Below are 26,051 nucleotides of genomic sequence, written 5' to 3'. Positions count from 1 at the left end.
GCCAGAGCTGTTTGTGACTGAGGGGGGAGCAAATGGAGAAGCTGAAAGAGGTGGGCAGGCCCGTCGCGCGCGTTGACGCATATGACAAGGTGACCGGTCGTGCCATGTACACCGACGACCTATGTCCCAAGCCCTGTCTTGAGGCCCGGATTCTGCACTCCACCATCGGCAACGGAGTGGTGAAGTCCATAGATGTCAGCGAGGCCGAGAAGGTGCCGGGTGTCGTGGGCATCTTCACCTGCTTCGACACGCCCGAATGGGCGTATCCGGTTGCCGGGCATCCGTGGTACGCGGAGTCCAAGAAGGAGAAGCGCGACGTGGGCGACCGGCGCCTCCTCGATCCCCGCGTGCGCATCTACGGTGACAACATCGCTGCCGTGGTAGCGGAGGACACCGTGTCCTGCGACCGTGCCCTCGCCAAGATCAAGGTCGAGTACGAGGAGTACCCCGTCGTCTACGACCCCATCGAGTCCATGAGGGGCACCGAGCACCCCGTCCAGGAGGGCAAGCCGGACAACGTCGTGGCCCACACCCTGGCCAAGACCGACGACGAGAAGCTGGCCACGATGGGCTACTCCTGCGTGGAGGATGTCCTCACGGATCCCAGGTACCACCACTACAAGCTGCACATGGAGACGGGCGAGCAGTCGCAGGTCCACATCGAGACCTGCACCTCCTATTGCTACGAGGAGAACGGCAAGATCGTCTGCGTCTCGTCCACCCAGATACCCCACATCTGTCGGCGCGTCATCGGCCAGGCCCTGGGCATCCCCTGGGGTGACGTCCGCGTCATCAAGCCCTACATCGGTGGCGGCTTCGGCACAAAGCAGGACATCCACTACGAGCCCCTGAACGCTTGGCTTTGCAAGCAGGTGGGCGGCCGCCCCGTCCGCCTCGAGCTCAGCCGCGAGGAGCTCTTCTTCGGCACGAGCGGGCGCCAGCCCAAGAGCTTCGACGTCGAGGCCAGCGTGGACGACGACATGAACCTGCGTGCCCGCTCCATCAAGGCCTGGTCCAACACCGGCGGCTACATCCATCACGGCCACGCCTTGGTGCTCAACTCCGTCAACTCCTTCCGCTGGCTGTATCACAGGCAGGAGGACGCCATCCGCTGCGAGGCGTGGACCGTCCACACCAACGGACCGCACACCGGCGCCATGCGCGCCTATGGCGTGCCCGAGGGCAACTGGGCGGCGGAGTGCCTCATGGGCGACATCGCCCACGACATGGGCTGGGACGGTGTCGAGTTCCGCCTTCGGAATGCCATCTACCAGGGTTACGTGGACGAGTTCAGTCCCGGCAACTACATCTCGGCACGCACCTGCGGCCTTCCCGAGTGCGTAGAGAAGGGCAAGGCCTACATCGAGTGGGACAAGAAGAAGGCCGAGTACGCAAACCAGACCGGCCCGGTGCGTCACGGCGTGGGCGTCGCGTTCTTTGTCTACAAGACCGCGGTCGCGCCGTTTGCCCTCGAGACCGCGACGGCTGCCATCACGTTGAACCAGGACGGCAGCTTCCAGCTCCAGATGGGCGCAACCGAGATCGGACAGGGCGCCGACACCGTCTTCAGCCAGATGGCCGCCGAGGCCATCGGCGTGGACACCGAGGACATCCACATCGTCTCGTTCCAGGACACCGATGTCACCCCCTATGACGCGGGCGCCTACGCGTCGCGCCAGACCTATGTCTCGGGCACGGCCGTGAAGAAGGCCGGCGAGAAGCTGCGTGCCAAGATCATCGAGTTCGCAGCCGGGCTGTACCCTGCCGCCCAGGGAGACCTCACCCTGCGCGACCACGCCATCTACGACACTGTCGGCAACAGGGTGTGCGGCCTGGGAGACCTTGCGCTCGAGGCCTACTACAACACCGAGCACAACGATCAGCTTCACGCCCGCGCTACCGCGAACGTGCACACCAACGCGATCGCATGCGGCTGCACCTTCGCGGACGTAACCGTTGACATGCCTCTGGGCCTGGTCACGGTCAACAAGATAATCAACGTCCAGGACTCCGGTCGCCTGATCAACCCCAAGCTCGTGGAGCAGCAGGTCCACGGCGGCATGGCCCAGTCGATCGGCTTCGGCCTCTACGAGGAGGTCCAGGTGGACCCCAAGACGGGTCGCGTTCTCAACCCCACGCTGCTCGACTACAAGATTCCCACCACCATGGATGTGCCCGACCTCGAGGCCCAGTTTGTGGAGACGGATGACCCCACTGGCCCCTATGGCAACAAGGCCGTCGGCGAGACGCCCATCATCTCGCCTGCCGGCGCCATCCGCGACGCCATCCTGGACGCCACGGGCGTCAAGTTCTACCAGGAGCCGATGACCCCTCAGCGCCTCTTCGAGGGATTCAAGAAGGAGGGTCTCATCTAATGTATGACATCGAATCCCTGCACTGCGCAACGAGCGTCGACGACGCCGTCCGCGCGCTTGCGGAAGACCCCCAGGCCATCGTCGTCGCCGGTGGCACCGACGTCCTCGTGAAGATCCGTGAGGGCAAGTTCGCGGGGGCTCACCTGGTGTCCATCCACGAGCTGCGCGACGAGCTTGATGGGGTGACCCTCTCCGACGACGGCACCGTGGAGATCGGTCCCATAACCTGGTTCCATCATGTGACCACGAGCCCCGTGATCCAGGCGACCGTCGCCACCCTGGGCGACGCCTGCGACACCCCTGGCGGCCCACAGCTGCGCGTCTCGGGCACCATCGGTGGCAACGTCTGCAACGCCGCCACCTCGGCAGACTCCGCCTCGACCCTCTTTGCCTACGGGGCGCTCCTGGACGTGAGGGGCCCCAGGGGCGAGCGCACCATCCCCATCGAGGAGTGGTATGCAGGCCCTGGACGCTCCACCAAGGAGCGCGACGAGGTCCTGGTCAAGATCCGCATCCCCAAGGACCACTACGAGGGCTTCACGGGACACTACTTCAAGTACGGCAAGCGCCGCGCCCTTGAGATCGCAACCATGGGCTGCTGCTGCCTGGTCAAGCTCTCTGCCGACAAGCGGCGCGTCGAGGATGTCCGCCTGGCCTTTGGCGTCGCGGGCCCCACGCCCATGAGGGCGCATGGCGCGGAGGACGGCGTGCGTGGGCTCACCGTCGCGGAGGCCGCGGAGAGGGTCGGCGCGCTCGCCCAGGCCGACACCAACCCGCGTGACAGCTGGCGCGCCTCCAAGGAGTTCAGGCTCCAGCTCATCAAGGAGATGGCCAAGCGCTCCCTCGTCGAGGCCGCGCGCAAGGGAGGGGCAGAGATCTAATGGACATGAGAATCCTCAAGTGCACGGTCAACGGCAAGGAAGTGCAGGTGGGCTATGACCCCCGCGAGTCCCTGCTGGACACCCTGCGCAACCGCCTGCACCTCACGAGCGTCAAGCGCGGCTGCGAGGTGGGCGAGTGCGGGGCCTGCACCGTCCTGATTGACGGCGTGACCACCGACACCTGCCTCTACCTGACCGATTGGGCCCAGGGCAAGGAGATTCTTACCGTCGAGGGGCTCCAGGGCCCCGATGGCGCCCTCGACCCCGTCCAACAGGCCTTCGTGGACGAGTTTGCCGTCCAGTGCGGCTTCTGCATCCCCGGTCTCATCATGAGCACGGTCGAGATAGTGCGCTCCGGCAAGACCTATGACAGGGACGAGCTGCGCAAGCTCCTCTCGGGGCACCTTTGCCGCTGCACGGGCTACCAGGACGTCATGAACGCGGTGGAGAGGGCGGTCGAGTACTGTCACGAGCGCCTGGGAGAGGAAGAGGGCCAGCCCGTCCGCTAGCAAGGGGCCGCGTCGTGACCTGCCGGTACGGCCGCGACAATCTCATTCCAAAAAACAAGGTGGGCCCCGCAAGGGACTCCGTGTTTGGCCGCATCAGCGTGCGGTCAGGTCGTTCTTATAAAAAAATGGGACTCATGGCCAGCAAAGGACATGTCGGAAGGAGGACCAAGGCCACCCCGGAAGCATTCGACTCAACGAGAAAGGAGACATCCGCCCATGAAGGAGAAGATCCAGTCGTTCTTCCACCTGGAGGAGCATGGAACCAACATTCAGACGGAAGTGATCGCAGGCATCACCACCTTCGTCACCATCGCATACATCCTCGTCGTCAACCCCTCCATCCTGGGTGACGGCGGTATGGACCCCGGCGCGGTCTTCACGGCAACTGCCATCACTGCCGCATTCGGCACCTGCATCATGGCCCTCTCCACGAACTACCCCTTCATCCTGGCGCCCGGCATGGGCCTCAACGCCTTCATGATCTACACCGTCGTCCTGGGAATGGGCTACACCTGGGAGGTCGCGCTCGCGGCGTTCTTCGTCGAGGGCCTGATCTTCCTGCTCATCGCCCTGACCAACATCAGGGAGATCGTCCTGGACGCCATCCCCATGAGCCTCAAGCTCGCGATCACGGCAGGCATCGGCCTCTTCATCACCCTGATCGGCCTCAAGAACGCCGGCATCGTGGTCGACAGCCCCTCCACCCTCATCACCATCTTCCCCTTCCATGCCAGCATGCAGGACGGCAGCTTCTCCACCGGCGGCATCTCCGCGCTCCTGGGCCTTGTGGGCATCGTCATCACGGCGCTGCTCATGATTCACAACGTCAAGGGCAACATCCTCCTGGGCATCCTCATCACCTGGGGCATCGGACTCGTCTGCCAGCTCGCGGGCATCTACGTCCCCGATCCCGCCGCCGGCTTTGGCAGCCTGATCCCCGACTTCTCTCGCGGCCTGTCCATACCCTCGCTTGCGCCCACCTTCATGAAGATGGACTTCTCCCAGGTCTTTAGCGTCGGGTTCGCGACCGTCGTCGTGGCCTACCTCTTCACCAACATCTCCGAGACCTTCGGCTCGCTGGTGGGATCCGCCTCCAAGGCCGGCATCCTCCAGGCGGACGGCAAGTTCCCCCGCTTCAAGAACGCCCTCGTCGCGCAGTCTGTCGGCGCCATGACCGCGGCCGTCACGGGCACCTCCGTCACCACCTCCGTGGTCGAGTGCGCGGCCGGCATCGCCGCCGGCGGCAAGACGGGCCTCACCTCGCTGGTCACCGGCGTCATGTTCCTGATCTCGCTGCTCCTCTCGCCGATCTTCCTGGCGATTCCCTCCTTCGCAACGGCTCCAGCCCTGGTCATCGTCGGCTTCCTGATGATCTCGTCGCTGCTCGGCATCGACTTCTCCGACATGTCCGAGGCAATGCCGGCCTTCATCTGCCTCTTCACCATCCCCTTCACCTACAGCATCGTCGAGGGCATGGCCCTGGGATTCATCTCATACGTCGTGATCAACACGCTCGGCGGTGAGGACCGCCGCAAGAAGGTCAGTGTGGCAATGTACGTGATAGCGCTCCTGTTCGTCGCAAAGTACTTCTTCGTCTAGGGAAGGCGTGCCGGCGCCAGCTGACCGGAAGAGAAAGGACCGCACCATGCTCAACAAGTTCTGCAAGCAGCCCCTGTGGGAGTGCAACCGCACCCTCATCAAGGTAGCCCAGGGTCAGGAGCCCGCTGACCTCGTAATCCGCCATGCAAAGCTCGTGAGCGTCACCACCCACGAGATCCTCGAGGACACGGACATCGCCGTCGCGGCGGGCCGCGTCGCCTACGTGGGCATCGCCCCCTACACTGCTGACCACTGCATAGGCGAGAACACAAAGGTCATAGACGCCGAGGGCCAGTACGTGGCACCCGGCTTCATGGATGGCCACATCCACGTGGAGAGCTCCATGGTGGGCGTGGACGAGTACGCCCGCGCGGTCGTGCCCCACGGCACCACAGGCATCTACTGGGATCCCCACGAGCTCTGCAACGTCACGGGCCTCGAGGGGGTGGCCGAGGTGGCCAAGGTCGCCAAGAGCGTGCCCCTGAAGGCCATGATCACCACCCCGTCCTGCGTGCCTGCCGTTCCCGGCTTCGAGGACACGGGCGCCTCCGTCGACGCGGCAGGCGTCGAGGGGACCATGGGCTGGGATTCCGTCGTCGCCCTGGGCGAGATGATGAACTACCCCGGCATCCTCTCCTGCGCCGACAACGCCATCGAGGAGGTCAATGCCACGCTCAAGGCCGGCGCCACCCCCACGGGCCACTACAGCGTCTGCGAGACCGACCGCGGCCTGAACGCCTACATCGCCTCCGGCGTCTCCTCCTGCCACGAGTCCATCCGCTCCGAGGACATCATCGCCAAGCTGCGCCTGGGCATGTACGCCCAGATTCGCGAGGGCTCCGCCTGGCAGAACCTGCACGACCTGGCTCCGGCGGTCGCCGGCGGCAGGATCGACACCCGCCTGTGCAACCTCGTCTCCGACGACAACCATCCCAACACGCTGGTCTCAGACGGCCACCTCGACCGCATCCTGCGCATGGCCGTGCGCGAGGGCATCGACCCCGTCACCGCCATCCAGATGGTGACGATCAACGCCGCCACCTACTTCCAGATGGGCACCGACATGGGCTCCATCACCCCGGGCAAGTGCGCCGACATCGTCTTCCTCGAGGACCTCAAGGACTTCCACGTGACGCGCACCATCATCGATGGCGAGGTCGTGGCAGAGGACGGCAAGGCCCTCTTCGAGGCCGGCTCCTACCAGTATCCCGAGTTCATGACCGACACCATGCACGTGGCCGTTGACATCACCGACGCCACCTTCCGGATCCCCGCCGTGAACTCCAAGGGCGAGGCCCTCGCGGGTGACTCCGCAACCGTGCGCGCCATGGTGGTTGCCCCTGGCTCCACCATCACCGAGTGCGCCCTTGCCCAGGCGCCCATCAAGGACGGCCAGCTTGTTGCCGACTCCGAGAACGACCTGCTCAAGGCCTTCGTCTTCGAGCGTCACAACAACACCGGCAGCTTCGCCCATGGCTTCGTCAAGGGCTTCGGCATCCATGGCGCCCTGGCGCAGACCGTTGCCCACGACGCCCATAACCTGCTCGTCGTTGGCGACAATGACGCCGACATGGCCCTTGCCGCCAGGACGCTCGTCGAGTGCGGCGGCGGCGAGTGCGCCGTCGAGGACGGCAAGATCCTGGGCCAGGTGGCCCTTCCCGTCTGCGGCCTCATGAGTCCTCGTCACGTCGAGGACGTGGCGGCGGACGTCGAGAGAGTCGAGGAGGCCTGGAAGAGCATGGGCTGCACCATGCCCTCGCCCTTCATGACCATGGCCCTTCTCTCCCTGGCCTGCATCCCCAGCCTGCGCCTGACCAACCGCGGCCTCGTGAACACCGACACCTTCCAGTTCGAGGACCTGGTGGTCGAGGGCTAGCCGCCCAACGGGTGACATTCGCTCGAACGGACGCATGTGGCGCCCGCGGGGAAGAGGGTCCCCGCGGGCGCCCCTCTTCGACAGCCGTGCCGGTGGCCCTGGGACGCGTTCTCCCTGGGCCTACCAGTTCACGATGATGGTGCTGTCATCGCGGCGGGCGTTTCCGGCGTCAGCGCCGTCTGACGCCTCGGTGCCCGTCTGGACGTCAAAGCCCAGGCGCCGCAACGTGCGGATGAAGTGCACCAGCTGCGTGTTGTACTCGTTCAGGAGACGCGCCTGCTGGAGGGGGCTGATGAGCGTCTGCTCCCTGCCGTAGATGATGTCGCTCATCGCGTCCGCGACGGTCATGTTGCTGTTTGCCAGCAGATCGTTGTAGAACGCGTTGCCCTCGCCGTTGCCGTCCCTCTCGCCCGGCGCGAACTTCACCGTCAGGGACCTGCGCCCGTAGGTCGCGTACATGCGGATGCGCGTGTCCGTCTGGCCCACGGCGTTCTTCATGGCCCACTTGAGGGCGTTGCCCGACAGCGTGTCCGCCTCCGCGCGCTCGCGCCCTGGCTTCGCCTCGTCGGCTATCCTTCTGGCCTCCTCCGCCTCGAGCATGTCGTCCCTCTCTTTCCCGCCCCTGGGGGTGTCCGTCCTCGGTCCACTAAAGATACCCGATGGGGCCGTCCTCCCGTCAGCGGGATCGCTCGCGCCTTGTGCCGAATGAGGAGCAAGTCGACGAGTTGCAACCGGCCGTGTGTTTTCTCCTACGACTTCGCGATGGTCGCCTCGGGCGCCGCGGCAGTGCTCCTCGCTGCGCCCGTGTACATGCTCATGGTGAGGTGCGTCAACCGCCTCGGCATGACCGCCGTCTTCACCACCATCGCCGCCCTGCTCCTCTGCACGATGGGCAACATGCTCTTCATGCTGCCCTTCTACGTGGTAGGGGGGCTGGCTCTCGACCTCGTCTTCCTGCGGACACCCCGGCAGCGCCAGAGCCTCTGGTAGATAACCGCCGCGTGGACCACGTTCAGAGGCCTATACCTGCTCTCCACGCTGATCCCCTACCTCGGGAACATGGGGGCGTACGTGGCGCAGACCATGGCCGACCGCGGCCTGTACCAGTCCTACGCCGAAGCGTTCTTCAAGTACTACGGGAACCCGGCGTGGATCGTGGCCATCATGCTCATCACCATGGCCGTGGGGTTCTTGGGCTGCCTCGTCGGGAGGGCCCTCATGAAGAGGCACTTCGAGCGTGCCGGCGCCCTGTAGAGCGGGCGAGGACGACGTCAGGGGAGTGGGGCTCACGGTTGCCACAAAGGCGGCCGTGCTGCTCCTGGCCATGGTCGCATGCTCTCAGAACCTGGGGCTGCGCCCCATGCTCGCGCTCAGCCTGTCGTCGATTGTCTACATGCTGGTCGCAAGGGAGCTGCGCGGCGCCCTGGGCATGATGGGGTTCCTGGCGGTTCTTGGGCCGCTTTATGTCGCGTACACACGCTGGGGAGTCTCGTCCATCATCCTCTCGCCCGTGCAGGTCTTCCAGATGTGGCATCTCTTTTCCGTGACGGCCTGCGCCTGCGTGGCCCTCGCCCTCGTCGTCTGCGTCGGTGCGGTTGCCGCGAACGGAGTGATGGCATGAGCGCGCTGAGCGGGGAGGTCCTCTCCCTGGAGGACGTCTCGTTCGCGTACAAGGGGGCGTCCAGGACCGTCAGCGACGTGAGCCTGAGCGTTGCCGAGGGCGAGTGCGTGGTGCTCTGCGGCCCCTCGGGAGGCGGCGGGCTCTCCGGTGGCGAGCGCCAGCGCGTCTCCATTGCCCGAGCCCTGCTGAAGGACGCACCCATAGTCCTCTTCGACGAGGCGACGGCGGCGCTTGACGCGTAGAACGAGGCGGCCATCGTGGACACGATGCACGAGCTCGCGCGTGACAGGACGGTCATCGTGATCGCGCACCGGCTCTCGACCATTGCCGGAACGGACCAGATAGCCATGTTGGAGGAGGGCCGCATCACCCAGCTGGGAACGCACGAGGAGCTGCGTGCCCAGGAGGGACGCTACCGCAGCTTCTGGGCGGACCGCCATCGCGCGCAGGGCTGGCGCGTGAGGTAGGCCCGCCCCACGACGTCCGCCTCGCGCGGCGCCGCTGGCCGTCTGGGGTCCTGTGGCCCACTGCCGTCCCGCCCGCGCCCCCTTACGATTCGTCTGGTTCCGCCCCCGTGCAGCCCGAGCTGCACGGGGGCATGCTTTCCGAGGTCGTTGTTCTTGCGCGAGCACAACAACGTTCGGAGCGCCATTGGGGCCGTTCGGCGATGGGGCCAGCATGTGCGACGGACTCTTTGTAAAGCCCCTTGCCTATTGCTGCAAAGGGCCTATATTTGATAGTGCCAAACAAAAAGTTTGGTGTACGTACATTGTGTAAGTATTGGGTTCGGGAAGTCCAGGAGGGGACGCAGCATGGAGCCAAAGATCAAGTGGGTTGCCAACATGATGCCCAAGAGCGAGGACGTGAACCTGCCTGTCATGTCCCTCGACAACGTCGCCAAGGCCCGTGCCTTCCACGGGAGCTTCCCCCAGTACTCCGTGACCCCGCTGGCCAACCTCGCGGGCATGGCCGAGCGCCTCGGCCTGGGTGGCCTCTTCGTCAAGGACGAGAGCTACCGCTTCGGCCTCAATGCCTTCAAGGTGCTGGGCGGCTCCTTTGCCATGGCTCGCTACATCGCTGACGAGACCGGCCACGACGTGTCCGAGATGACCTTCGACTACCTCACGTCCGACCAGCTCCAGAAGGACTTCGGCCAGGCCACCTTCTTCACCGCGACCGACGGCAACCACGGTCGCGGCGTTGCATGGGCCGCCAACAAGCTGGGCCAGAGGTCAGTGGTGCACATGCCCAAGGGCTCCACCAAGACGCGCTTCGACAACATCGCCAAGGAGGGCGCCAAGGTAACCATCGAGGAGCTCAATTACGACGACTGCGTTCGTCTGGCAGCCAAAGAGGCGGCCGAGACCGAGCATGGCGTCATCGTCCAGGACACCGCCTGGGACGGCTACGAGAAGATCCCCTCCTGGATCATGCAGGGCTACGGCACCATGTCCGCCGAGGCTGCCGAGCAGCTCCGCCAGCTTGAGGTCAACCGTCCCACCCACGTCTTCGTCCAGGCCGGCGTGGGATCCCTCGCCAGCGCCATGGTCGGCTTCTTCGCCAACCTCTTCCCCAGCTGTCCCCCCAAGTTCGTGATCATGGAGGCGGAGGCCGCGGACTGCCTGTACAAGGGCGCCTTGGCCGCTGACGGCGATCCCCGCATCGTGGGTGGGGACCTGCAGACCATCATGGCCGGGCTTGCCTGCGGCGAGCCCAACACCATCGGCTGGGACATCCTGCGCAACCACGCGGACGCGTTCCTCTCCTGCCCCGACTGGGTGGCGGCGAAGGGCATGCGCATGCTTGCGGCCCCCAGCAAGGGAGACCCCAGCGTCACCTCCGGCGAGTCCGGTGCCGTGGGCATGGGCGTCATCTCCACGATCATGAGCGACCCCGACTACGCTGACCTGCGCGAACTTCTAGAGCTGAACCAGGACTCCAAGGTCCTGCTCTTCTCGACAGAGGGCGACACCGACCCGGTTCGCTATCGCGAGGTCGTCTGGGGCGGAGCCTACCCCACCGAGTAGCCTTCCCAGCGAGCCGCCCTCCGCCGCAGGCAGGGGAGGACGGCCCAAGGTCCGACCATCTGCCTGCACCCAAGCGAGGGTTCCCAAGGGAACGAGACAGGGAGGAAAGGACATGAAGGAGCTCGACTACGATCAGATCAAGAAGGCCGCGCAGGCCTACGGCGAGGATATGAACCGCTTCCTGCGCGCCATGATCTCCCACCCCAGCGAGAGCTGCCAGGAGAAGGAGGTCGTCGCCTGCATCAAGGAGGAGATGGAGCGCCTGGGCTTCGACGAGGTCCGCGTCGACGGCCTCGGCAACGTCATGGGCTTCATGGGCACGGGCGAGAAGATCCTCTGCATGGACGGCCACATCGACACCGTCGGCGTGGGCAACCTCGAGAACTGGGAGGCGGACCCCTACGAGGGCTACGAGACCGACGAGCTCATCTACGGCCGCGGCGGCTCCGACCAGGAGGGCGGCGTCTGCTCTGCCGTCTACGCAGCCAAGATGATGAAGGACCTCGACCTCATCCCCGAGGGCTACAAGGTCATGGTCGTCGGCACCGTCCAGGAAGAGGACTGCGACGGCATGTGCTGGCAGTACATCTACAACAAGGACGGCATCAAGCCCGAGTTCGTCATCTCCACCGAGCCCACCGACGGCGGCATCTACCGCGGCCACCGCGGCCGCATGGAGATCAGGGTCGACGTCCACGGCGTCTCCTGCCACGGCTCTGCCCCCGACCGCGGCGACAACGCCATCTACAAGATGGCCGACATCATCGCCGACGTCCGCTCCCTCAACAACAACGGCTGCGACGAGTCCACGGACATCAAGGGCCTCGTCAAGATGCTCGATCCCAAGTACAACCCCGAGCACTTCGAGGACGCGCGCTTCCTGGGCCGCGGCACCTGCACCGTCTCCGAGATCTTCTTCACCAGCCCCAGCCGCTGCGCCGTCGCGGACTCCTGCGCCATCTCCATCGACCGCCGCATGACCGCCGGCGAGACCTGGGAGTCCTGCCTCGAGGAGGTTCGCGACCTCCCCGCAGTCAAGAAGTACGGCGATGACGTCAAGGTCTCCATGTACATGTATGACCGCCCCTCCTGGACCGGCGAGGTCTACGAGACCGAGAGCTACTTCCCGACCTGGATCAACAAGGAGTCCGCTCCCCACGTCAGGGCCCTGATCGACGCCCACAAGGCCCTCTTCGGCGACGAGCGCATCGGCTGCGAGCCCTCCATGGACAAGCGTCATCGCCCCCTGGTTGACAAGTGGACCTTCTCGACCAACTGCGTTGCCATCCAGGGCCGCTACGGCATCCCCTGCGTCGGCTTCGGCCCCGGCGCCGAGTCCCAGGCCCACGCCCCCAACGAGATCACCTACAAGCAGGACCTCGTGACCGCCGCCGCCCTCTACACCGCGGCACTGAACCTCTACGACGGCTCTGCCGCCACCGGTGACGCCACCGAGTTCCGCGCCGGCCTCACCAACAACGACATCAAGTAGAACGTGCATGACGGCGCCCGCCCTGCCCTGGGGCGCGGCGGGCGCCTCCTTGCAAGGGACAAGACAACAAGGAAGGGGCACAGATGGACAGCAAGTTCGACGCCTACCTGGAGGAGCTCGGCAAGCTCGACTACTCCAAGATGTACAACAACGACTTCCTGCACACCTGGGACAAGACCACCGACGAGCTGAAGGCCATGTACATCGTGGCTGACGCCTTGCGCAACCTGCGCGAGCGCAACATCTCCACCCGCATCTTCGAGTCCGGCCTGGCCGTCTCGAACTTCCGTGACAACTCCACGCGCACCCGCTTCTCCTTCGCCTCCGGCACCAACCTGCTGGGCCTCCAGCAGCAGGACCTGGACGAGAGCAAGTCCCAGATCGCCCACGGAGAGACCGTCCGCGAGACCGCTACCATGATCAGCTTCATGGCCGACGTCATCGGCATCCGCGACGACAAGTTCATCGGCGAGGGCGACGCCTACATGAAGGAGGTCGCCGAGTCCGTAGAGCAGTCCTGGCGTGACGGCATCCTCGACCACCGTCCCACCCTGGTCTCCCTGCAGTCCGACTCCGACCACCCCACGCAGTCCTCCGCCGACATGCTCTACCTCATCAACGAGTTCGGCGGCCTGGACAAGCTCCGTGGCAAGAAGGTTGCCGTCACCTGGGCGTACTCTCCCTCCTACGGAAAGCCCCTCAGCTGCCCCCAGTCCCTCATCATGCTGCTGACCCGCTTCGGCATGGACGTCACCCTGGCCCACCCCGAGGGCTACGACCTGATGCCGGACCTGGTCAGGCAGGCTGGCGAGTTCGCGCAGGAGAGCGGCTGCAGCTTCAGGCAGTCCCACGACATGGCGGAGGCCTTCGAGGGCGCCGACATCGTCATTCCCAAGAGCTGGGCCCCCTATGCCGCCATGGAGCAGCGCACCAAGCTCTACGCCGCTGGTGACACCGCTGGCATCGACAAGCTCGAGAAGGAGCTTCTCGCCCAGAACGCCACCCACAAGGACTGGTGCTGCACGCCCGAGCTCATGGCAAAGACCGCCAAGGGCATGGACGCCATCTACATGCACCCGCTGCCCGCCGACATCAACGGCGTCTCCTGCGAGGAGGGTGAGGTTGCGAACGAGGTCTTCGACTACCACCGCGACGGCCTGTACCTCGAGGCGAGCTACAAGCCCTACGCCGTCGCCTCCATGGTCTTCCTGCAGAAGGCCAAGGACCCCGTGTCCACGCTGAGGGCCCTCGAGGCCCGCGGCGAGGCCCGTTGGTTCGAGGCGTAGAAACGCTCTGCGGCCCGCGTCGCCTTTCCCGGCGCGGGCCGTATCATTTGAGGCGACGGCACCGCTTGCGGTTCCGTCGCCTTGTGCAAGCGTCAGGAGGGAAGTGGGCCATGAGACCCTCGCAGGCTCTGTTCGTGTTGGATGACAACGCAAGGCGGTGCTTCGGACCGGGGCCTTGCAGGCTGCTCAGGGCCATAGGGGCCACGGGGAGCCTGCGTTGCGCCGCCCAATCCATGGGCATGGCCTACACCAAGGCGATCAGGATGCTCAAGTTCGCAGAGGAGTCTTTGGGCGTCAAGCTCACGAGCCGCACCATTGGCGGATCTGGCGGCGGCGGCTCTCGCCTCACCCCCGAGGCGCTTGACCTCATCGAGCGCTACGAGCGCTGGAGCGCCGACTGCCGCGCCTTTGGCGCCCATTCCTTCGAGGCCTGCTTCGAGGGCTTTGGCCCTCTGGGGGAGAGCGAGGACCCACGCCCGCGGGTGGGCGTGGTGGTGATGGCCTCGGGCCTCTCGACGCGCTTCGGCTCCAACAAGCTGGTGGCACCCCTGGCGGGAACGCCCGTGCTCGAGCGCACCCTGCGGGCGCTGCCCCTCGACCTGGTGGACCCCGTGGTGGTGACCCGCTGGGATGAGGTGCGCCGTCTCTGTGGCAGGCTGGGCATCCGCTGCGTGAGGCACGACCTCCCCTTGCAGAGCGACACGGTCCGCGCGGGGCTTGACGCAGGCTGCAACTGGAGCGGCTGCATGTTCGTGACGGGGGACCAGCCCCTTCTTGGCGAGAGAAGCGTGCGGGCCATGGTGAGGGAGTTCGAGGCCGATCCGAGCCGCGTGGTGCGCCTCTCGTGGAAGGGCCGCGCGGCGGGGCCCGTGCTCTTCCCGTCCGAGCTCTTCGGCAGGCTCCGTGCGCTCGAGGGTGACGTGGGCGGCACCGCCCTGCTCAGGCAGGACAGCTCCCTTGCGCAGGGGTGCGTGCTGGTGGAGGCCCAGGACGCCAGCGAGCTTGAGGACGTTGACACGCCAGAGACCCTTGCACTCCTCGAGCGCAAGGTCACGGGCGCGTAGGGATTTCCGAGTCGGAAGGAGATGGTGCAGGTGAAGCTGGTCAAGGGTGGCGTGCTGGTTCTTCCGGACGGCCTGGTGCGTGCGGACCTGGCCCTTGAGGGAGACAAGATCGCGCGCATCGCAGCTGACATCGAGGCCACGGGCGTGGACGAGGTGCTGGATGCCTCGGGCTGCTGGGTCTTTCCGGGCTTCATCGATGCGCACACGCACATGCAGTGCTGGACGGGCATGGACTGGACGGCGGACAGCTTCGAGACGGGCACGCGCGCGGCCGCCTGCGGTGGCACCACGACCATCGTGGACTACGCCACCCAGGACAAGGGAATGACCCTGTCGGGCGCCCTCGAGGAGTGGCACAGGCGGGCCGAGGGGACCTGCACGGCAAACTATGCCTTCCACATGGCAATCGCAGACTGGAACGAGCACACCAGGTCTGAGATCAACGGCATGTTCGATGCCGGCGTGAGCTCCTTCAAGACCTACTTCGCCTACGACCACCTGCGCCTTGATGACGCCCAGACCCTCGAGGTGCTCGAGTCCATCCGCGAGCGCAACGGAATCCTCTGCGTGCACTGCGAGAACGGCACGCTGGTGAACGAGCTTCAGCGCCGCATGCTGGCGCGCGGCGTGACGGGCCCCGAGGGCCATCCCCTGAGCAGGCCGGACGTCTGCGAGGCGGAGGCCATCTCCCGCCTGTGCTACCTGGCGGAGCTGTCGGGCGCGCGCATCAACGTTGTGCACCTCTCCTGCGCCCTGGGCCTTGAGGCAATCCGTGACGCCCGTGCGCGTGGCGTGGAGGTCATGGTGGAGAGCTGCCCCCAGTACCTGCTGCTCGATGACGCTCGTTACCTGGAGGGCGGCTTCGGGGGAGCCAAGTTCGTCATGAGCCCGCCCCTGCGCAGGCGCCATGACGTCTCGGTGCTGCGGCAGGCGTTGCGCGACGGCGAGATAGACACCCTGGCGACGGACCACTGCTCATTCAACCTCAAGGGTCAGAAGGACCGCGGAATCGGCGACTTCACCAAGATTCCCAATGGCGGGCCCGGTGTGGAGCATCGCCCCGCCCTGGTCATGACCAGCTTTGCGGACGAGCTTGGCCCCCAGGACTTCTGCCGTCTCATGAGCGAGAACCCCGCCAAGGTGTTCGGCATGTTCCCCCGCAAGGGGGTCCTTGCCGAGGGTGCCGACGCCGACGTCTGCGTCTGGGACCCGTCCCAGAGCTGGACCATCCAGGCAGCAACCCAGCACCAGAACGTCGACTACACTCCCTATGAGGGCTTCGAGGCTCACGGCCGGGCGAGGTACGTCCTCGTGAACGGCGTGCTCGTCGCCCAGGACGGGGAGCCCACGGGTGAGACGCCCGGGTCTTACGTGAGCAGGCGGTAGAACGTCCCGGTCCCGCTTGCGCATCCTATTGGTTTCCGTGCCCGTCTCCAACTGCGACGGGCAGAGATGAGAGAGGAAGAGATATGAACAAGAAGGCTATCGTCACCGACAAGGCTCCCGCAGCCGTGGGTCCCTACTCCGCAGCAGTCCAGGCCGAGGGCGTCTCCATCAACGTGTCGGGCCAGCTGCCCGTCGACCCCTCCTGCGGCTCCATCGCCGGCGACGACGTCAAGAGCCAGACCCGCCAGAGCCTGACCAACATGAAGAACGTCCTCGAGGCCGCCGGCGCGAGCATGTCTGACGTGGTTGAGACCACCGTCCTGCTCGCCGATATCGCCGACTTCGCCGCCATGAACGAGGTCTACGCCGAGTTCTTCGAGGCTCCGTATCCCGCCCGCGCCGCATTCCAGGTTGCGGCTCTCCCCCTGGGCGCAAAGGTCGAGATCAAGGCCGTCGCCAGGGTCTAGCGCCTGCGTTCTAGTCATTTGACCTGCTGTTTTTGCCCCGCGCGCCCTTGTGTGGCCCGGGGCTTTTCCGTGCGTGTTGGGGGTGTGCCGGCGGCTGGTGACTGTTGTGGTACCTGCCGTGGTGGGCGAACGCACGCCCAGAGCCCCTCTCGGCGAGAAACCCGCGTGTTCGCCCACCTGTGGGTCGGTGCCAGGTGGGCGAACGCGCGTCTCTGCGGGCTTCTCGGCGTTGGATGTCGCGTCTGCTCACCTGTGGCCACCCGGCCCCCGCCTCAGGCGTTGTGTTACTGAAAGTATCACGTTTGCGCAGCTCACAGGCGTAGTTTTTGGTAACTTCCGCCCCTTCGCGACTATCTTTTGCCCCAATTTAGGCGCACGATAGGGGTGTGCGGAATAGTCCTCCCTGACCGTGCGAATCCTTGCTTGCTGGGAGGAAGCGCGTGCCTCTGGCACGGCAGCCACGCGCCTGTACATTGGAGCATCACATGGACGAGAGGCTTGTCATGGCGTCCTCCGCGCGGGAGGCGGCGGTCCTTGCCGCTGGTGGCGCGGGGTACCTTGCCGGCGGCACCGAGCTCATGCGCCTTGGCGCGGCCCGGCACTGCCGGAAGATGGTTTCAATCCGGCGTATAGAGGGGCTGGGAAAGGTCGAAGAGCGGGACGGGGAGGTGCTGATCGGCGCGGCCGTGACCTTCCAGGAGGCACTGCAGAGCCAGCTCGTTCCCGCCTACCTTAAGGAGGCCCTGTCCTTCATGGGGTCTCGCACCAAGCGCAACATGGCAACCGTGGCGGGCAACGTCGCCGCCTGGCGCGACGACTCCTACCTCGCGGCCACGATGCTTGCCGTCGCCGCAGAGGTGGAGCTCATGAACGAGGCTGGCGCAACCAGGCGCCTGAGCGTTGCCGAGTGGGCAAGGACTAGGCCCGAGCACAGGCTCATCGGCCGCGTCATCGTCCCCGCCGAGCCCGGATGGGTCTCGTCGAAGCGCTATGCCAACACCATGGAGAGCCTCTCGTACCTCGTCGTCTCCCTCTGCCTGTCGCAGGGCGAGGCCCGTGCGGCGCTCTGCGTCAAGGGCGTGGGCGCCTTCGTCTCTCCCGAGCTCTCGGAGGCGCTGTCTCGCGGCGCCGGCGAGGACGAGCTGGTCGAGCTCTCCTACGGGCTTGACGAGGCCATTCCCACAGACATGTATGGTAGCGAGAGGTACAAGCGCTACCTCGCGGGCGTCACCCTCGCCCGCATGCTCGAGGACGCGGAAAGGGACGGTGCGCGATGAGGATCGAGTGCACGATCGACGGCAGGGAGCGCGGCTTCGAGCTTGACCCCACGCTGCCCCTGCGCGAGCTTCTGGTTCGAAGCGGCTGCTTCTGCGTGCGAGACAGCGATGACGGCGAGGGCTTCTGCGGCTCCGACACCGTGCTGGTCGATGGCACGCCCGTCTACGCCAACCTCATGCCCGCCGGCGAGGCGGATGGTCGGGAGGTCCGCACCCCCGCAGGTCTCGCAGAGCCCGGCAGGCTGAGCTACGTGCAGCAGGCCCTGATCGATGCCGGCGTGGTCCAGAGCGCATACAACTCGCCCGCCACGGCCCTGATCCTGACCTGGCTTCTCGAGAGGGAGCCCCATCCAACGCGCGAGCAGGTCAAGGATGCTCTCTCGGGCATCTACATCCGCGACGCCAGCTACGAGAACTACTACCTGGCCGTCAGGCTGGCCTGCGAGCTGCGCGACAAGGGCCGCTACGAGTCCAAGATCGCCGATGACTACCGCCCCGAGCTGTCCTACGTGGGCAAGCCCGGGTCAAAGGTGGACGGCCCCCAGCTTGTGCGGGGGGAGCGTGCCTTCGTGGAGGACTTCGTCGACTCCGATGCCTGCCACCTGGCCATGCTCCGCTCGCCCTACGCCTCCGCGTACATCAACTCCATCGACGCCAGCGCGGCTGAGGCCCTTCCTGGCGTCGTCGCGGTCATCACCTGCTTCAACTGCCCCGACATCACCTACATGCAGGCGGGCCAGGGCAACCCCGAGCCCTCCCCGCATGACACCAGGCTCTTCAACCACAAGGTGCGCTTCGTGGGAGACCGTGTGGCTGCGGTCATCGCCGAGACCAAGGAGATAGCCGAAAGGGCTTGCGGCCTCATCACCGTGGACTACCAGGTCTTGGAGCCGGTCTTCTCGGTGGAGCAGGCCATGGCCGAAGGGGCTCCGCGCGTGCACGACGGCATCGTGGAGTACGGCGCGGGAGCTCCCGCCGACCTGGACGAGTACAACCGGGATGCCGGGGACGCCCGCGAGGGCAAGGTCTTCTACCCCTTCCCGCTGAGGGCAGACACCCACAGGAACATCGCCGCCTCCAACAAGGGCGGCATCGGAGACGTGGAGCGCGGCTTCGCCGAGGCAGACGCCATCGTGGACGAGACCTACCGCACCACCAACGTGCAGCAGGCGCCCCTCGAGCCGCACCTCTGCTATGCCAAGATGGAAGGTGGCCGCCTTCAGGTCTATGCCTCCACGCAGGTGCCCTACCACGTGCGCCGCATCGTCTCGTGGGTCTGTGGCCTCCCGCAGAACAAGATCCATGTGGTGAAGACCAGGGTCGGCGGCGGCTACGGCTCCAAGCAGGACATACTTGTCGAGGACGTCTGCGCCTACGCGGCCTATGCAACCCACCGCCCCGTCTACTACCGCCACACCCGTGCCGAGGAGCTCACCGCCGCCTCAGCCCGCCACCCGATGCGCGTGCGCGTGAAGATGGGCGCCAAGAAGGACGGCACCATCACGGCCATCTTCATGGAGGTGCGTGCCAACACCGGAGCCTACGGCAACCACTGCCTCACCGTTCCCATGAACTCCTGCTCCAAGGTGCTGCCGCTCTTCAAGGTCGACAACATGGCCTACGACCTGATCACCTACTACTCGAACAAGCTGCAGCCCGGGGCCTACCAGGGATACGGAACTCCCAAGGGCACCTACGGCATCATGATGGCCATGGCCCAGCTTGCCGAGAGGCTCGGAATCGACTTCAAGGACATGGTCGTCAAGAACCACGTGGAGACGGGATATCGCCTGGAGATTCTCAAGGGCCTGGGAGAGGGTCGCGAGGGCAACGTGGTCCCCGTTGGCTCCTGCGGCCTGGACGAGTGCATCGAGCAGGGCTGCAAGATGATCGAGTGGGGCAAGCGCGAGGAGCCCGAAGACCCCGACTGGAGGATAGGCAAGGGCTTCGCGATGATCATGCAGGGCAGCGGCCTGCCCGGGCTCGATCACGCCGAGGCCATCTGCAAGCTCGAGACCGACGGCACCGTGATTCTCAACAGCGGCGGCGCCGACATCGGAACCGGCCTGGACACCATCTCGACCAAGGTGGCGGCAGAGATCTTGAAGCTGCCCCTCGAGCTGGTCACCGTCATCTCCGGCGACACCGACTCCGCCGCCTTCGACACGGGCTCCTATGCCTCCTCGGGCACCTTCTTCAGCGGAAACGCCTCCGTGGACGCCGCCCGCAAGCTCGCGGCGGGCATCATGGCTGAGGCAGCCCTGCAGATGGGGGAGGACGAGGCCGACCTCGAGCTGCGCTACCCGGGAGAGGTGCACTCCACCAAGACGGACGCGACCCTGAGCTACGCGGACCTCTCGCATGCCTGCTGCGCTGGCAACGGACGCGGGCAGGTGGTGGCGCACGGCAGCTTCGTCACCACGGCGAGCGCCATACCTTACGGCGCGCACTTCGCCCAGGTTGCGGTCAACGTGCGCACCGGCCAGATCAAGGTGCAGAAGTACTACGCCCTGCAGGACGCGGGCACCCCCATCAACCCCGAGCTCGCCCAGTGCCAGATGTTCGGCGCCGCCCTCAAGTCCATCGGACACACCCTCTACGAGGACATGACCATCGACGAGCAGGGACGTCCCCTGCGCACCACGCTCACGGACTACGGCGTGCCCATGGTCTTCGAGCAGCCGGATGACTTCAGGGCCATCATGGTGGACGTCAACGACGCCGACGGGCCCTTCGGCGCCAAGTCCATCTCGGAGATCGCCTGCAACGGCGCGGCCCCTGCCATCGGCAACGCCATCCACGACGCCTGCGGTGTCTGGATGCGCAGCTGGCCAATGACTCCGGAGAAGGTTTTGAAGGAGCTTGGTAAGATCTAGCGCTTTCGTTCGAAATTATATAGGGTGCGAGTGGCGGTTTTTCTCACCTAAACGGCATATATAGGCCATTTCCTTACGTTTGGAGCTTTTATGGGGGAATGGCCTATAGACTTTTTGTCTTGTTGTCATACAAAAAGTTTTTTTTAGGGGGGAGACACTCATGGCAGCAGACGACCTGAAAGAGCTCAGGAAGCTTGACGGCACGCCCAGCTGGGGGGCTTGCGTTCCGCATGCGCTCCAGCATGTTCTCGCGATGGTGGTCGGCAACATCACGCCTCCCATCATCATCGCCTCTACGCTGGGGCTTCCCGACGGGGAGAAGGTCATCCTCATCCAGGCCTGCATGCTCATTGCGGGCATCACCACGCTCGTCCAGCTCTTCTCGCCCTTTGGCGTGGGCATGGGGCTTCCCAACGCCATGGGCGTCGCCTTCGCCTACCTGCCGATCCTTCTCACCATCGGCAAGGCCTACGGCGTCTCGGGCATCCTGGGCGCGCAGCTCGTGGCGGCGTTTCTCTCCATCTTCATCGGCATGGCCATGGAGAAGATCCGCCCGCTCTTCCCGCCCGTGGTCAGCGGTACCGTCGTGCTCTGCATCGGTCTCTCGCTCTACGGCACGGCCATGAACTACATCGGCGGCGGCGCGGCAAGCCCCAACTTCGGAAGCCCCGTCTTCGTTGCCATAGCCTTCCTCGTGCTTCTGGTGACCCTCTCGTTCAACTTCTTCGCCAAGGGCATCCTCAAGACCCTGGGCATTCTCTTTGGCCTGCTTGTGGGCTACGTGGTCTGGGCCATCGTCATCGGTGTCGACACCACCGGCATCTCCAACGCCGCGTGGGTCGCCCTGCCCCAGCCCCTGCACTTCGGCCTGACCTTCGAGCCAACCGCCATCGTGACCATGGTCCTCATGTACGTCGTCCAGGCGGTGCAGACCATCGGTGACGTCTCCTCCACCACGGCCGGCGGCTTCAACCGCCAGGCGACGGACAAGGAGCTGGGCGGGGCCGTCAAGGGCACCGGCGTCTGCGGCATGCTGGGCGCCCTCATCGGAGGCTTCCCCTCCGACCCCTTCAGCCAGAACGTGGGCATCATCGTGACCACCAAGGTCGTCGCCAGGCGCGTCTTCACCATCGTGGGCGCAACGCTCATCGTGGCTGGCCTGATCCCCAAGTTCGGCGGCGTCATGACCTCCATCCCCAACCCCGTGCTAGGTGGCGCCACGCTCTCGGTCTTCGCGGCCATCACGATGTCGGGCATCCAGCTCATCGGCGAGCAGCCCCTCAACTACCGCAACCGCATGATCGTGGGGGTCTCCCTGGCGATTGCCGTGGGACTCACCAACGTGCCGGCGGTCATGGGCTTCCTGCCCGCGGAGGTTGCCGGGGTAATCACGGGGTCTCCCATCATCACCGGCTTCCTCGTCTCGTTCCTGCTGAACATCGTCGTCCCCGAGGACAACAGCGAGGAGGAAGAGGCGTAAGGCTCCCTCCTCAAGGCTGGATTTCGGGGCGGCGTGGGGAATTGCTCCCTGCGTCGCCCCTCCCCTGCAGGCTGTTGCGGTGTTCCAGGCCTTAGCGCAGGCGAGAGAGGCGTCCCTCGCGCAGGCTGCCCGCGCAGACCTCGACGGGCGCCTCGAGCGCCACGGCGAGCCTCCGGGCCAGCTCGAGCTCCCTCTCGCCGTCCACCTGGTTGACCAGCACACGGTCGAAGGGGAGCAGCCCCAGTCTCCGCTCGGCGTCAAGTACGCGCGCAACGTCCTCGGGACGAACCATACCCTCGGCAGAGATTCCCGCGCGCTGGCAGAAGAGCCCAAGGCGGTGCGCGACCTCGGAGGCGGGCCTCCCAAAGCCTGACGCCCCCAGCACCAGGATGCAGTTGTCGCCGCCCTCAACCATCACGGGCTCCCAGCCCTCGTGCGCCTTGAGCGGAAGTCGCTTGGAGCCGTCTGCCTCGACGAGCACATAGTCTGCCAGGCCGGCCATCTCGCCGAAGCCGCAGCGTTTGGGTGCCCCCAGCTTGGGTCCCTTTCCGGCGGCTCCCACGCAGACTACGCGCTCATCCCTAAGCGCGGCCCGCAGCTCCTGGGGGCTGGGGTCATACAGGAGCGGCACCCCCTCGAAGGGCAGGATGTGGGTGGACGTGGTGAGGGCCACCGTGCCCGGCAGCTCGCGTGCCAGGGTTGCAAGCAGGCTGGTCTTGCCGCCGCTTCCCACCACGCACGTGATGCCCGGGACCACTCGCAGCAATTCATGACAAATCATTTGGCCGCCAAACCAATCGTCTTCTATACTTTTCCAAAGCCATGGTACAGATTCGCCGCTCGGTAGCTCGCGTGTCCTGCGCCGAGCGTTATGCTCTTAGATATACTGCGCCATCGCAGGTTTCCCCAAGACCTCCCAAGGCCTTGGCCAGCGTGCTGGTCGCGCGGTTCGGAGAAAACGAGTCGAAAGGGGATTCTCATGGATGTCGATGCCCGCAACCAGGCTTGCCCGCGCCCCGTGGTCCTGACGCTCTCGGCGCTTCCCAGGCTCGCGCCCGGCGAGACCCTCAACGTGCTGGTGAACGACGAGGTGGCAACCAACAACCTCAGGCGCCTTGCCGAGGAGAAGAACTGCGGATTTGCGGTCTCGGTCAATGCGGGCGAGACCACCGTGAGCCTGACCCCGCGCGAGCGGCTCGAGGCCAGCGGCAGCGCGGAGCAGGAGGCGTCCGCCTACTGCGACGTCCCGGCCGCCTCGCAGAACCCGTCCGCGGTGCTCGTTGGCTCCGCCACGCTGGGCAAGGGGGACGACGTCCTTGGCGCGAAGCTCATGAGCGGCCTCATCTACGCGCTCGCGCATGGCGAGGAGGTTCCCAAGACGGTCATCTTCTACAACGGCGGAGCCCCCTTCTGCTGCGAGGGCTCGGAGTCCCTCGAGGACATCAGGGAGCTCGCGGCTCGCGGCTGTGAGGTGCTCACCTGTGGTACCTGCCTGGACTTCCTGGGCATCCGCGACAAGCTTGCCGTGGGTGGCGTGACCAACCTCTATCACATCGGCGAGGTCATAAGCTCCACGCCGGGCGTCACCAGCATCTAGGCCGCGGATCGCGTTGGAGACGATCTACCTCAACTGCGCGGCAACCTCGCTCGATAGGCCCGCCTGCGTTGCCGAGGCCGTCATGGCGGCCTTGGGCTCCTTTGGCAGCGCCGCGCGTGGCACCTCCCCCACGGAGCTGGGCCCCGCCCGTTCCGTGACCGCCTGTCGCGAGGGGTTGGCGCAGCTCCTGGGCTTCTCCCATCCCGAGAGGGTCTGCTTCACCGCCAACGTCACCCAGGCGCTGAACTGCGCGCTCTGGGGCCTGCTGGGCGAGGGTGACCACGTGGTCGCCACGGACTGGGACCACAACTCAGTCCTGCGTCCGCTGCACTCCCTTGCGGCCGAGAGGGGCGTGCGTGTGGACTTCGCCCCTGCGGACGCCTTGGGACGCCTTTCGCTTGCGGACTTCGACCACCTGGTCACGCCGGGGACGCGCCTGGTGGTGCTGACGCACGCCTCCAACCTCACCGGCAACGTGCTCGACCTGGCGCCTGTCGTTAGCCTGGCTCATGCGCGCGGCGCCCTGGTCCTGCTCGACGCCGCCCAGACTGCGGGCTGCATCCCGCTGGATATGGAGGCCCTGGGCGTGGACGTGCTCTGCTTCACGGGGCACAAGGCCCTCATGGGCCCCCAGGGAACGGGTGGCCTCATGGTTGCCCCGCACGTCGAGGTGGAGCCTCTTCTCTCGGGCGGCACAGGCGTCCTGAGCTTCGAGGAGACCCAGCCCAGGAGCTACCCCGAGCATCTGGAGGCGGGCACGCTCAACGGGCATGGCCTGGCAGGGCTCGCCGCTGCCGTGGGGTGGATCCTCGAAACGGGCGTGGATACCATCCAGGCCCATGACCAGGCTCTCCTCTCTCGGCTGCTCGGAGGGCTCAGGGAGAGCCTGCCCGAGGGGTCGATGACCCTTTACGGGGACTTTGTGCCTGGTGCCCCGCATGCGCCCGTGGTGGCGCTCAACCTCAGGGGGTGGGAGTCCTCAAGCCTGGCAGACGCCCTGACAGGTGACTATGGCATCACCACGCGCGCGGGGGCTCACTGCGCACCACGCATGCACAGGGCCCTGGGGACTCAGGACGCGGGGTCGGTGCGCCTCTCGTTCGGCTGCTTCACCAGCGAGGAGCAGATAGACGCGGCCGTCGTCGCCCTGGCGGAGCTTGCGACGGAGGCGCTCTAGCATGGTGCGCGCACGTCGCGCGAGGGCGGTCGCCTCGTTCGATTCGACGCACGAGGCGCTCGAGGCGGAGCGCTGCTGCCATGAGGGGGGCATAGAGGGCAGGATCATCCCCATGCCCGTGTCCCTGGGGGCGGACTGCGGCATGGCCTGGTCCATGCCGCCGGAGTGCCGCCCCGCGTTCGAGGCGGCGGCACGCGGCCGCTTCGCGTACGCACGGATCGTCGAGCTGGAGCTCTAGGGACGGATCGGGAAGGGAAGTGATAAAGATGCTGGTTGTCGTAAGGGGGGCGGGAGACCTTGCCACGGGCATCGCGCTCAGGTTGCATCGCGCGGGCTGCTCGCTGGTCATGCTGGACGTGGCCGTACCCACCTCGGTACGAAGGACCGTGTGCTTCTCCGAGGCGGTTCGCCTGGGAGAGGCGCAGGTCGAGGACGTGAGCGCCCGGCTCTGCAAGGACAGCGGGGAGGCGCTCGAGGTCTGCTCCGCGGGTGACGTCGCCGTGCTGGTAGACCCCGACGGCACAAGCATTCCCGTCCTGCGGCCCCAGGCCGTGGTGGACGCCATCCTGGCCAAGCGCAACCTGGGCACCACCAAGGACCTGGCCCCCATCGTCATCGGAGTGGGGCCCGGCTTCACGGCCCCCGTGGACTGCCATGCCGTGGTGGAGACCAAGCGCGGCCACTACCTGGGGCGCGTCATCCTGGACGGCTCTCCCATCCCCAACACGGGCGTGCCGGGAAACATCGGCGGCTTCACCACCGAGAGGGTCCTGCGCGCCCCCGCCGACGGGCCCTTCGAGCCCCTGGCAAAGATCGGCGACGTGGTGCATGCGGGAGACGTCGTTGCCCAGGTGGCGGGCGAGCCCATGCGCGCCACCATCGACGGGGTCCTGCGCGGCCTCCTGCAAGGGGGAGTGCCTGTTGTGCGTGGCATGAAGTCAGGCGACATCGACCCTCGATGCCAGCGCGAGCATTGCTTCTCGGCATCTGACAAGGCCCGTGCTGTTGGCGGCGGCGTGCTCGAGGCGCTGCTGGGGCTCTCGGGAAGGCTGGGGGACTAG

Annotated in this window: 23 protein-coding genes and 1 pseudogene; 22 read left to right on the top strand and 2 right to left on the bottom strand. The window is 66.0% G+C overall.

Features of this window, described 5'->3' with window-relative positions; translation table 11 throughout:
* Window positions 1-32: 32 nt before the first annotated feature.
* The 5 genes from xdhA to ade all read left to right on the top strand — a co-directional run bounded on the left by xdhA (window position 33) and on the right by ade (window position 7,240).
* Window positions 33-2,375 carry a xanthine dehydrogenase subunit XdhA gene (xdhA, locus tag CZ375_RS06070; protein ID WP_077598360.1) on the top strand — a complete coding sequence of 781 codons (2,343 nt, stop codon included), beginning with the start codon at window positions 33-35 and terminating at the stop codon, window positions 2,373-2,375.
* Complete coding sequence (gene xdhB, locus CZ375_RS06065; RefSeq protein ID WP_077598359.1) at window positions 2,375-3,256, top strand: xanthine dehydrogenase subunit XdhB; 882 nt, start codon at window positions 2,375-2,377, stop codon at window positions 3,254-3,256. The genes xdhA and xdhB overlap by 1 nt, the downstream gene beginning before the upstream one ends.
* Window positions 3,256-3,765 carry a xanthine dehydrogenase subunit XdhC gene (gene xdhC / locus CZ375_RS06060; RefSeq protein WP_077598358.1) on the top strand — a complete coding sequence of 170 codons (510 nt, stop codon included), beginning with the start codon at window positions 3,256-3,258 and terminating at the stop codon, window positions 3,763-3,765. Before xdhB ends, xdhC begins: the two co-directional genes overlap by 1 nt.
* 216 nt (window positions 3,766-3,981) lie before the next feature.
* The gene (locus CZ375_RS06055) at window positions 3,982-5,364 is read left to right on the top strand and encodes an NCS2 family permease (protein WP_077598357.1); all 1,383 of its coding nucleotides are present in this window, start codon (window positions 3,982-3,984) and stop codon (window positions 5,362-5,364) included.
* Between the two features lie 46 nt (window positions 5,365-5,410).
* Window positions 5,411-7,240 (top strand): adenine deaminase, encoded by a 1,830-nt coding sequence (gene ade / locus CZ375_RS06050; protein WP_077598356.1) that lies wholly within the window; start codon window positions 5,411-5,413, stop codon window positions 7,238-7,240.
* 120 nt (window positions 7,241-7,360) lie between these two features.
* Here ade and CZ375_RS06045 read toward each other — a convergent pair whose 3' ends face one another.
* Window positions 7,361-7,840, bottom strand: coding sequence for a hypothetical protein (locus CZ375_RS06045; RefSeq protein ID WP_077598355.1), 480 nt, complete (start codon window positions 7,838-7,840; stop codon window positions 7,361-7,363).
* A 105-nt stretch (window positions 7,841-7,945) separates the two neighbouring features.
* On the opposite strand from CZ375_RS06045, the pseudogene CZ375_RS08415 reads away from it, so the two are divergent.
* From CZ375_RS08415 to CZ375_RS05985, 13 genes and pseudogenes are all read left to right on the top strand, one after another.
* A pseudogene (locus CZ375_RS08415) lies at window positions 7,946-8,494 on the top strand (MptD family putative ECF transporter S component).
* A complete protein-coding gene (locus tag CZ375_RS06035) occupies window positions 8,478-8,861 on the top strand; it encodes a hypothetical protein (protein WP_200799708.1) in 384 nt (127 codons plus the stop codon). Before CZ375_RS08415 ends, CZ375_RS06035 begins: the two are co-directional and overlap by 17 nt.
* Window positions 8,858-9,103 (top strand): ATP-binding cassette domain-containing protein, encoded by a 246-nt coding sequence (locus CZ375_RS08475; RefSeq protein WP_327196219.1) that lies wholly within the window; start codon window positions 8,858-8,860, stop codon window positions 9,101-9,103. Before CZ375_RS06035 ends, CZ375_RS08475 begins: the two co-directional genes overlap by 4 nt.
* Before the next feature lie 15 nt (window positions 9,104-9,118).
* On the top strand, window positions 9,119-9,328 hold the full coding sequence (locus CZ375_RS08470) for a hypothetical protein (RefSeq protein WP_327196218.1): 210 nt from the start codon (window positions 9,119-9,121) through the stop codon (window positions 9,326-9,328).
* Window positions 9,329-9,673: 345 nt separating this feature from the next.
* A complete protein-coding gene (gene dpaL / locus CZ375_RS06025; protein WP_077598354.1) occupies window positions 9,674-10,888 on the top strand; it encodes a diaminopropionate ammonia-lyase in 1,215 nt (404 codons plus the stop codon).
* A 112-nt stretch (window positions 10,889-11,000) separates the two neighbouring features.
* Complete coding sequence (locus tag CZ375_RS06020; protein ID WP_077598353.1) at window positions 11,001-12,380, top strand: YgeY family selenium metabolism-linked hydrolase; 1,380 nt, start codon at window positions 11,001-11,003, stop codon at window positions 12,378-12,380.
* 83 nt (window positions 12,381-12,463) lie between these two features.
* Complete coding sequence (gene ygeW / locus CZ375_RS06015; RefSeq protein WP_077598352.1) at window positions 12,464-13,666, top strand: knotted carbamoyltransferase YgeW; 1,203 nt, start codon at window positions 12,464-12,466, stop codon at window positions 13,664-13,666.
* 110 nt (window positions 13,667-13,776) lie between these two features.
* Window positions 13,777-14,730 (top strand): NTP transferase domain-containing protein, encoded by a 954-nt coding sequence (locus tag CZ375_RS06010; RefSeq protein ID WP_077598351.1) that lies wholly within the window; start codon window positions 13,777-13,779, stop codon window positions 14,728-14,730.
* Window positions 14,731-14,760: 30 nt separating this feature from the next.
* Window positions 14,761-16,116, top strand: a complete 1,356-nt coding sequence (gene hydA, locus CZ375_RS06005) for a dihydropyrimidinase (protein ID WP_077598782.1) — start codon at window positions 14,761-14,763, stop codon at window positions 16,114-16,116.
* 83 nt (window positions 16,117-16,199) lie between these two features.
* Window positions 16,200-16,583, top strand: a complete 384-nt coding sequence (locus CZ375_RS06000) for a Rid family detoxifying hydrolase (RefSeq protein ID WP_077598350.1) — start codon at window positions 16,200-16,202, stop codon at window positions 16,581-16,583.
* 485 nt (window positions 16,584-17,068) lie between these two features.
* A complete protein-coding gene (locus tag CZ375_RS05995) occupies window positions 17,069-17,860 on the top strand; it encodes an FAD binding domain-containing protein (RefSeq protein WP_077598349.1) in 792 nt (263 codons plus the stop codon).
* A complete protein-coding gene (locus tag CZ375_RS05990) occupies window positions 17,857-20,736 on the top strand; it encodes a molybdopterin-dependent oxidoreductase Mo/Fe-S-binding subunit (RefSeq protein WP_077598348.1) in 2,880 nt (959 codons plus the stop codon). The genes CZ375_RS05995 and CZ375_RS05990 overlap by 4 nt, the downstream gene beginning before the upstream one ends.
* A gap of 160 nt (window positions 20,737-20,896) precedes the next feature.
* The gene (locus CZ375_RS05985) at window positions 20,897-22,216 is read left to right on the top strand and encodes a uracil-xanthine permease family protein (RefSeq protein ID WP_077598347.1); all 1,320 of its coding nucleotides are present in this window, start codon (window positions 20,897-20,899) and stop codon (window positions 22,214-22,216) included.
* 91 nt (window positions 22,217-22,307) lie between these two features.
* Here CZ375_RS05985 and yqeC read toward each other — a convergent pair whose 3' ends face one another.
* Window positions 22,308-22,997 (bottom strand): selenium cofactor biosynthesis protein YqeC, encoded by a 690-nt coding sequence (yqeC, locus tag CZ375_RS05980; protein ID WP_077598346.1) that lies wholly within the window; start codon window positions 22,995-22,997, stop codon window positions 22,308-22,310.
* 198 nt (window positions 22,998-23,195) lie between these two features.
* Between yqeC and yedF the strand changes: the two genes are divergently transcribed.
* From yedF to yqeB, 4 genes are read left to right on the top strand one after another with little or no spacing between them, the layout of a single operon-like run.
* On the top strand, window positions 23,196-23,813 hold the full coding sequence (gene yedF / locus CZ375_RS05975) for a sulfurtransferase-like selenium metabolism protein YedF (RefSeq protein ID WP_077598345.1): 618 nt from the start codon (window positions 23,196-23,198) through the stop codon (window positions 23,811-23,813).
* A gap of 13 nt (window positions 23,814-23,826) precedes the next feature.
* Complete coding sequence (locus CZ375_RS05970; protein WP_234966907.1) at window positions 23,827-24,990, top strand: aminotransferase class V-fold PLP-dependent enzyme; 1,164 nt, start codon at window positions 23,827-23,829, stop codon at window positions 24,988-24,990.
* A 1-nt stretch (window position 24,991) separates the two neighbouring features.
* Entirely contained in the window at window positions 24,992-25,228 is a 237-nt protein-coding gene (locus CZ375_RS05965; protein WP_077598344.1) for a putative Se/S carrier protein, read from the top strand.
* A gap of 28 nt (window positions 25,229-25,256) precedes the next feature.
* Complete coding sequence (gene yqeB, locus CZ375_RS05960) at window positions 25,257-26,051, top strand: selenium-dependent molybdenum cofactor biosynthesis protein YqeB (RefSeq protein ID WP_077598343.1); 795 nt, start codon at window positions 25,257-25,259, stop codon at window positions 26,049-26,051.

This window comes from Olsenella urininfantis, from assembly GCF_900155635.1.
GTDB lineage: Bacteria > Actinomycetota > Coriobacteriia > Coriobacteriales > Atopobiaceae > Olsenella_G > Olsenella_G urininfantis.
The sequence above is the reverse complement of the archived record's forward strand: the minus strand, read 5'-3'. Positions and strand labels throughout refer to the sequence as shown.

Bases quoted from the DNA above. Each gene is read 5' to 3' on its own strand.
- xdhA (WP_077598360.1), top strand. From the start codon at position 33: ATGGAGAAGCTGAAAGAGGTGGGCAGGCCCGTCGCGCGCGTTGACGCA.
- xdhB (WP_077598359.1), top strand. From the start codon at position 2,375: ATGTATGACATCGAATCCCTGCACTGCGCAACGAGCGTCGACGACGCC.
- xdhC (WP_077598358.1), top strand. From the start codon at position 3,256: ATGGACATGAGAATCCTCAAGTGCACGGTCAACGGCAAGGAAGTGCAG.
- CZ375_RS06055 (WP_077598357.1), top strand. From the start codon at position 3,982: ATGAAGGAGAAGATCCAGTCGTTCTTCCACCTGGAGGAGCATGGAACC.
- ade (WP_077598356.1), top strand. From the start codon at position 5,411: ATGCTCAACAAGTTCTGCAAGCAGCCCCTGTGGGAGTGCAACCGCACC.
- CZ375_RS06045 (WP_077598355.1), bottom strand. From the start codon at position 7,840: ATGCTCGAGGCGGAGGAGGCCAGAAGGATAGCCGACGAGGCGAAGCCA.
- CZ375_RS08475 (WP_327196219.1), top strand. From the start codon at position 8,858: ATGAGCGCGCTGAGCGGGGAGGTCCTCTCCCTGGAGGACGTCTCGTTC.
- dpaL (WP_077598354.1), top strand. From the start codon at position 9,674: ATGGAGCCAAAGATCAAGTGGGTTGCCAACATGATGCCCAAGAGCGAG.
- CZ375_RS06020 (WP_077598353.1), top strand. From the start codon at position 11,001: ATGAAGGAGCTCGACTACGATCAGATCAAGAAGGCCGCGCAGGCCTAC.
- ygeW (WP_077598352.1), top strand. From the start codon at position 12,464: ATGGACAGCAAGTTCGACGCCTACCTGGAGGAGCTCGGCAAGCTCGAC.
- CZ375_RS06010 (WP_077598351.1), top strand. From the start codon at position 13,777: ATGAGACCCTCGCAGGCTCTGTTCGTGTTGGATGACAACGCAAGGCGG.
- CZ375_RS06000 (WP_077598350.1), top strand. From the start codon at position 16,200: ATGAACAAGAAGGCTATCGTCACCGACAAGGCTCCCGCAGCCGTGGGT.
- CZ375_RS05995 (WP_077598349.1), top strand. From the start codon at position 17,069: ATGGACGAGAGGCTTGTCATGGCGTCCTCCGCGCGGGAGGCGGCGGTC.
- CZ375_RS05990 (WP_077598348.1), top strand. From the start codon at position 17,857: ATGAGGATCGAGTGCACGATCGACGGCAGGGAGCGCGGCTTCGAGCTT.
- CZ375_RS05985 (WP_077598347.1), top strand. From the start codon at position 20,897: ATGGCAGCAGACGACCTGAAAGAGCTCAGGAAGCTTGACGGCACGCCC.
- yqeC (WP_077598346.1), bottom strand. From the start codon at position 22,997: ATGATTTGTCATGAATTGCTGCGAGTGGTCCCGGGCATCACGTGCGTG.
- yedF (WP_077598345.1), top strand. From the start codon at position 23,196: ATGGATGTCGATGCCCGCAACCAGGCTTGCCCGCGCCCCGTGGTCCTG.
- CZ375_RS05965 (WP_077598344.1), top strand. From the start codon at position 24,992: ATGGTGCGCGCACGTCGCGCGAGGGCGGTCGCCTCGTTCGATTCGACG.
- yqeB (WP_077598343.1), top strand. From the start codon at position 25,257: ATGCTGGTTGTCGTAAGGGGGGCGGGAGACCTTGCCACGGGCATCGCG.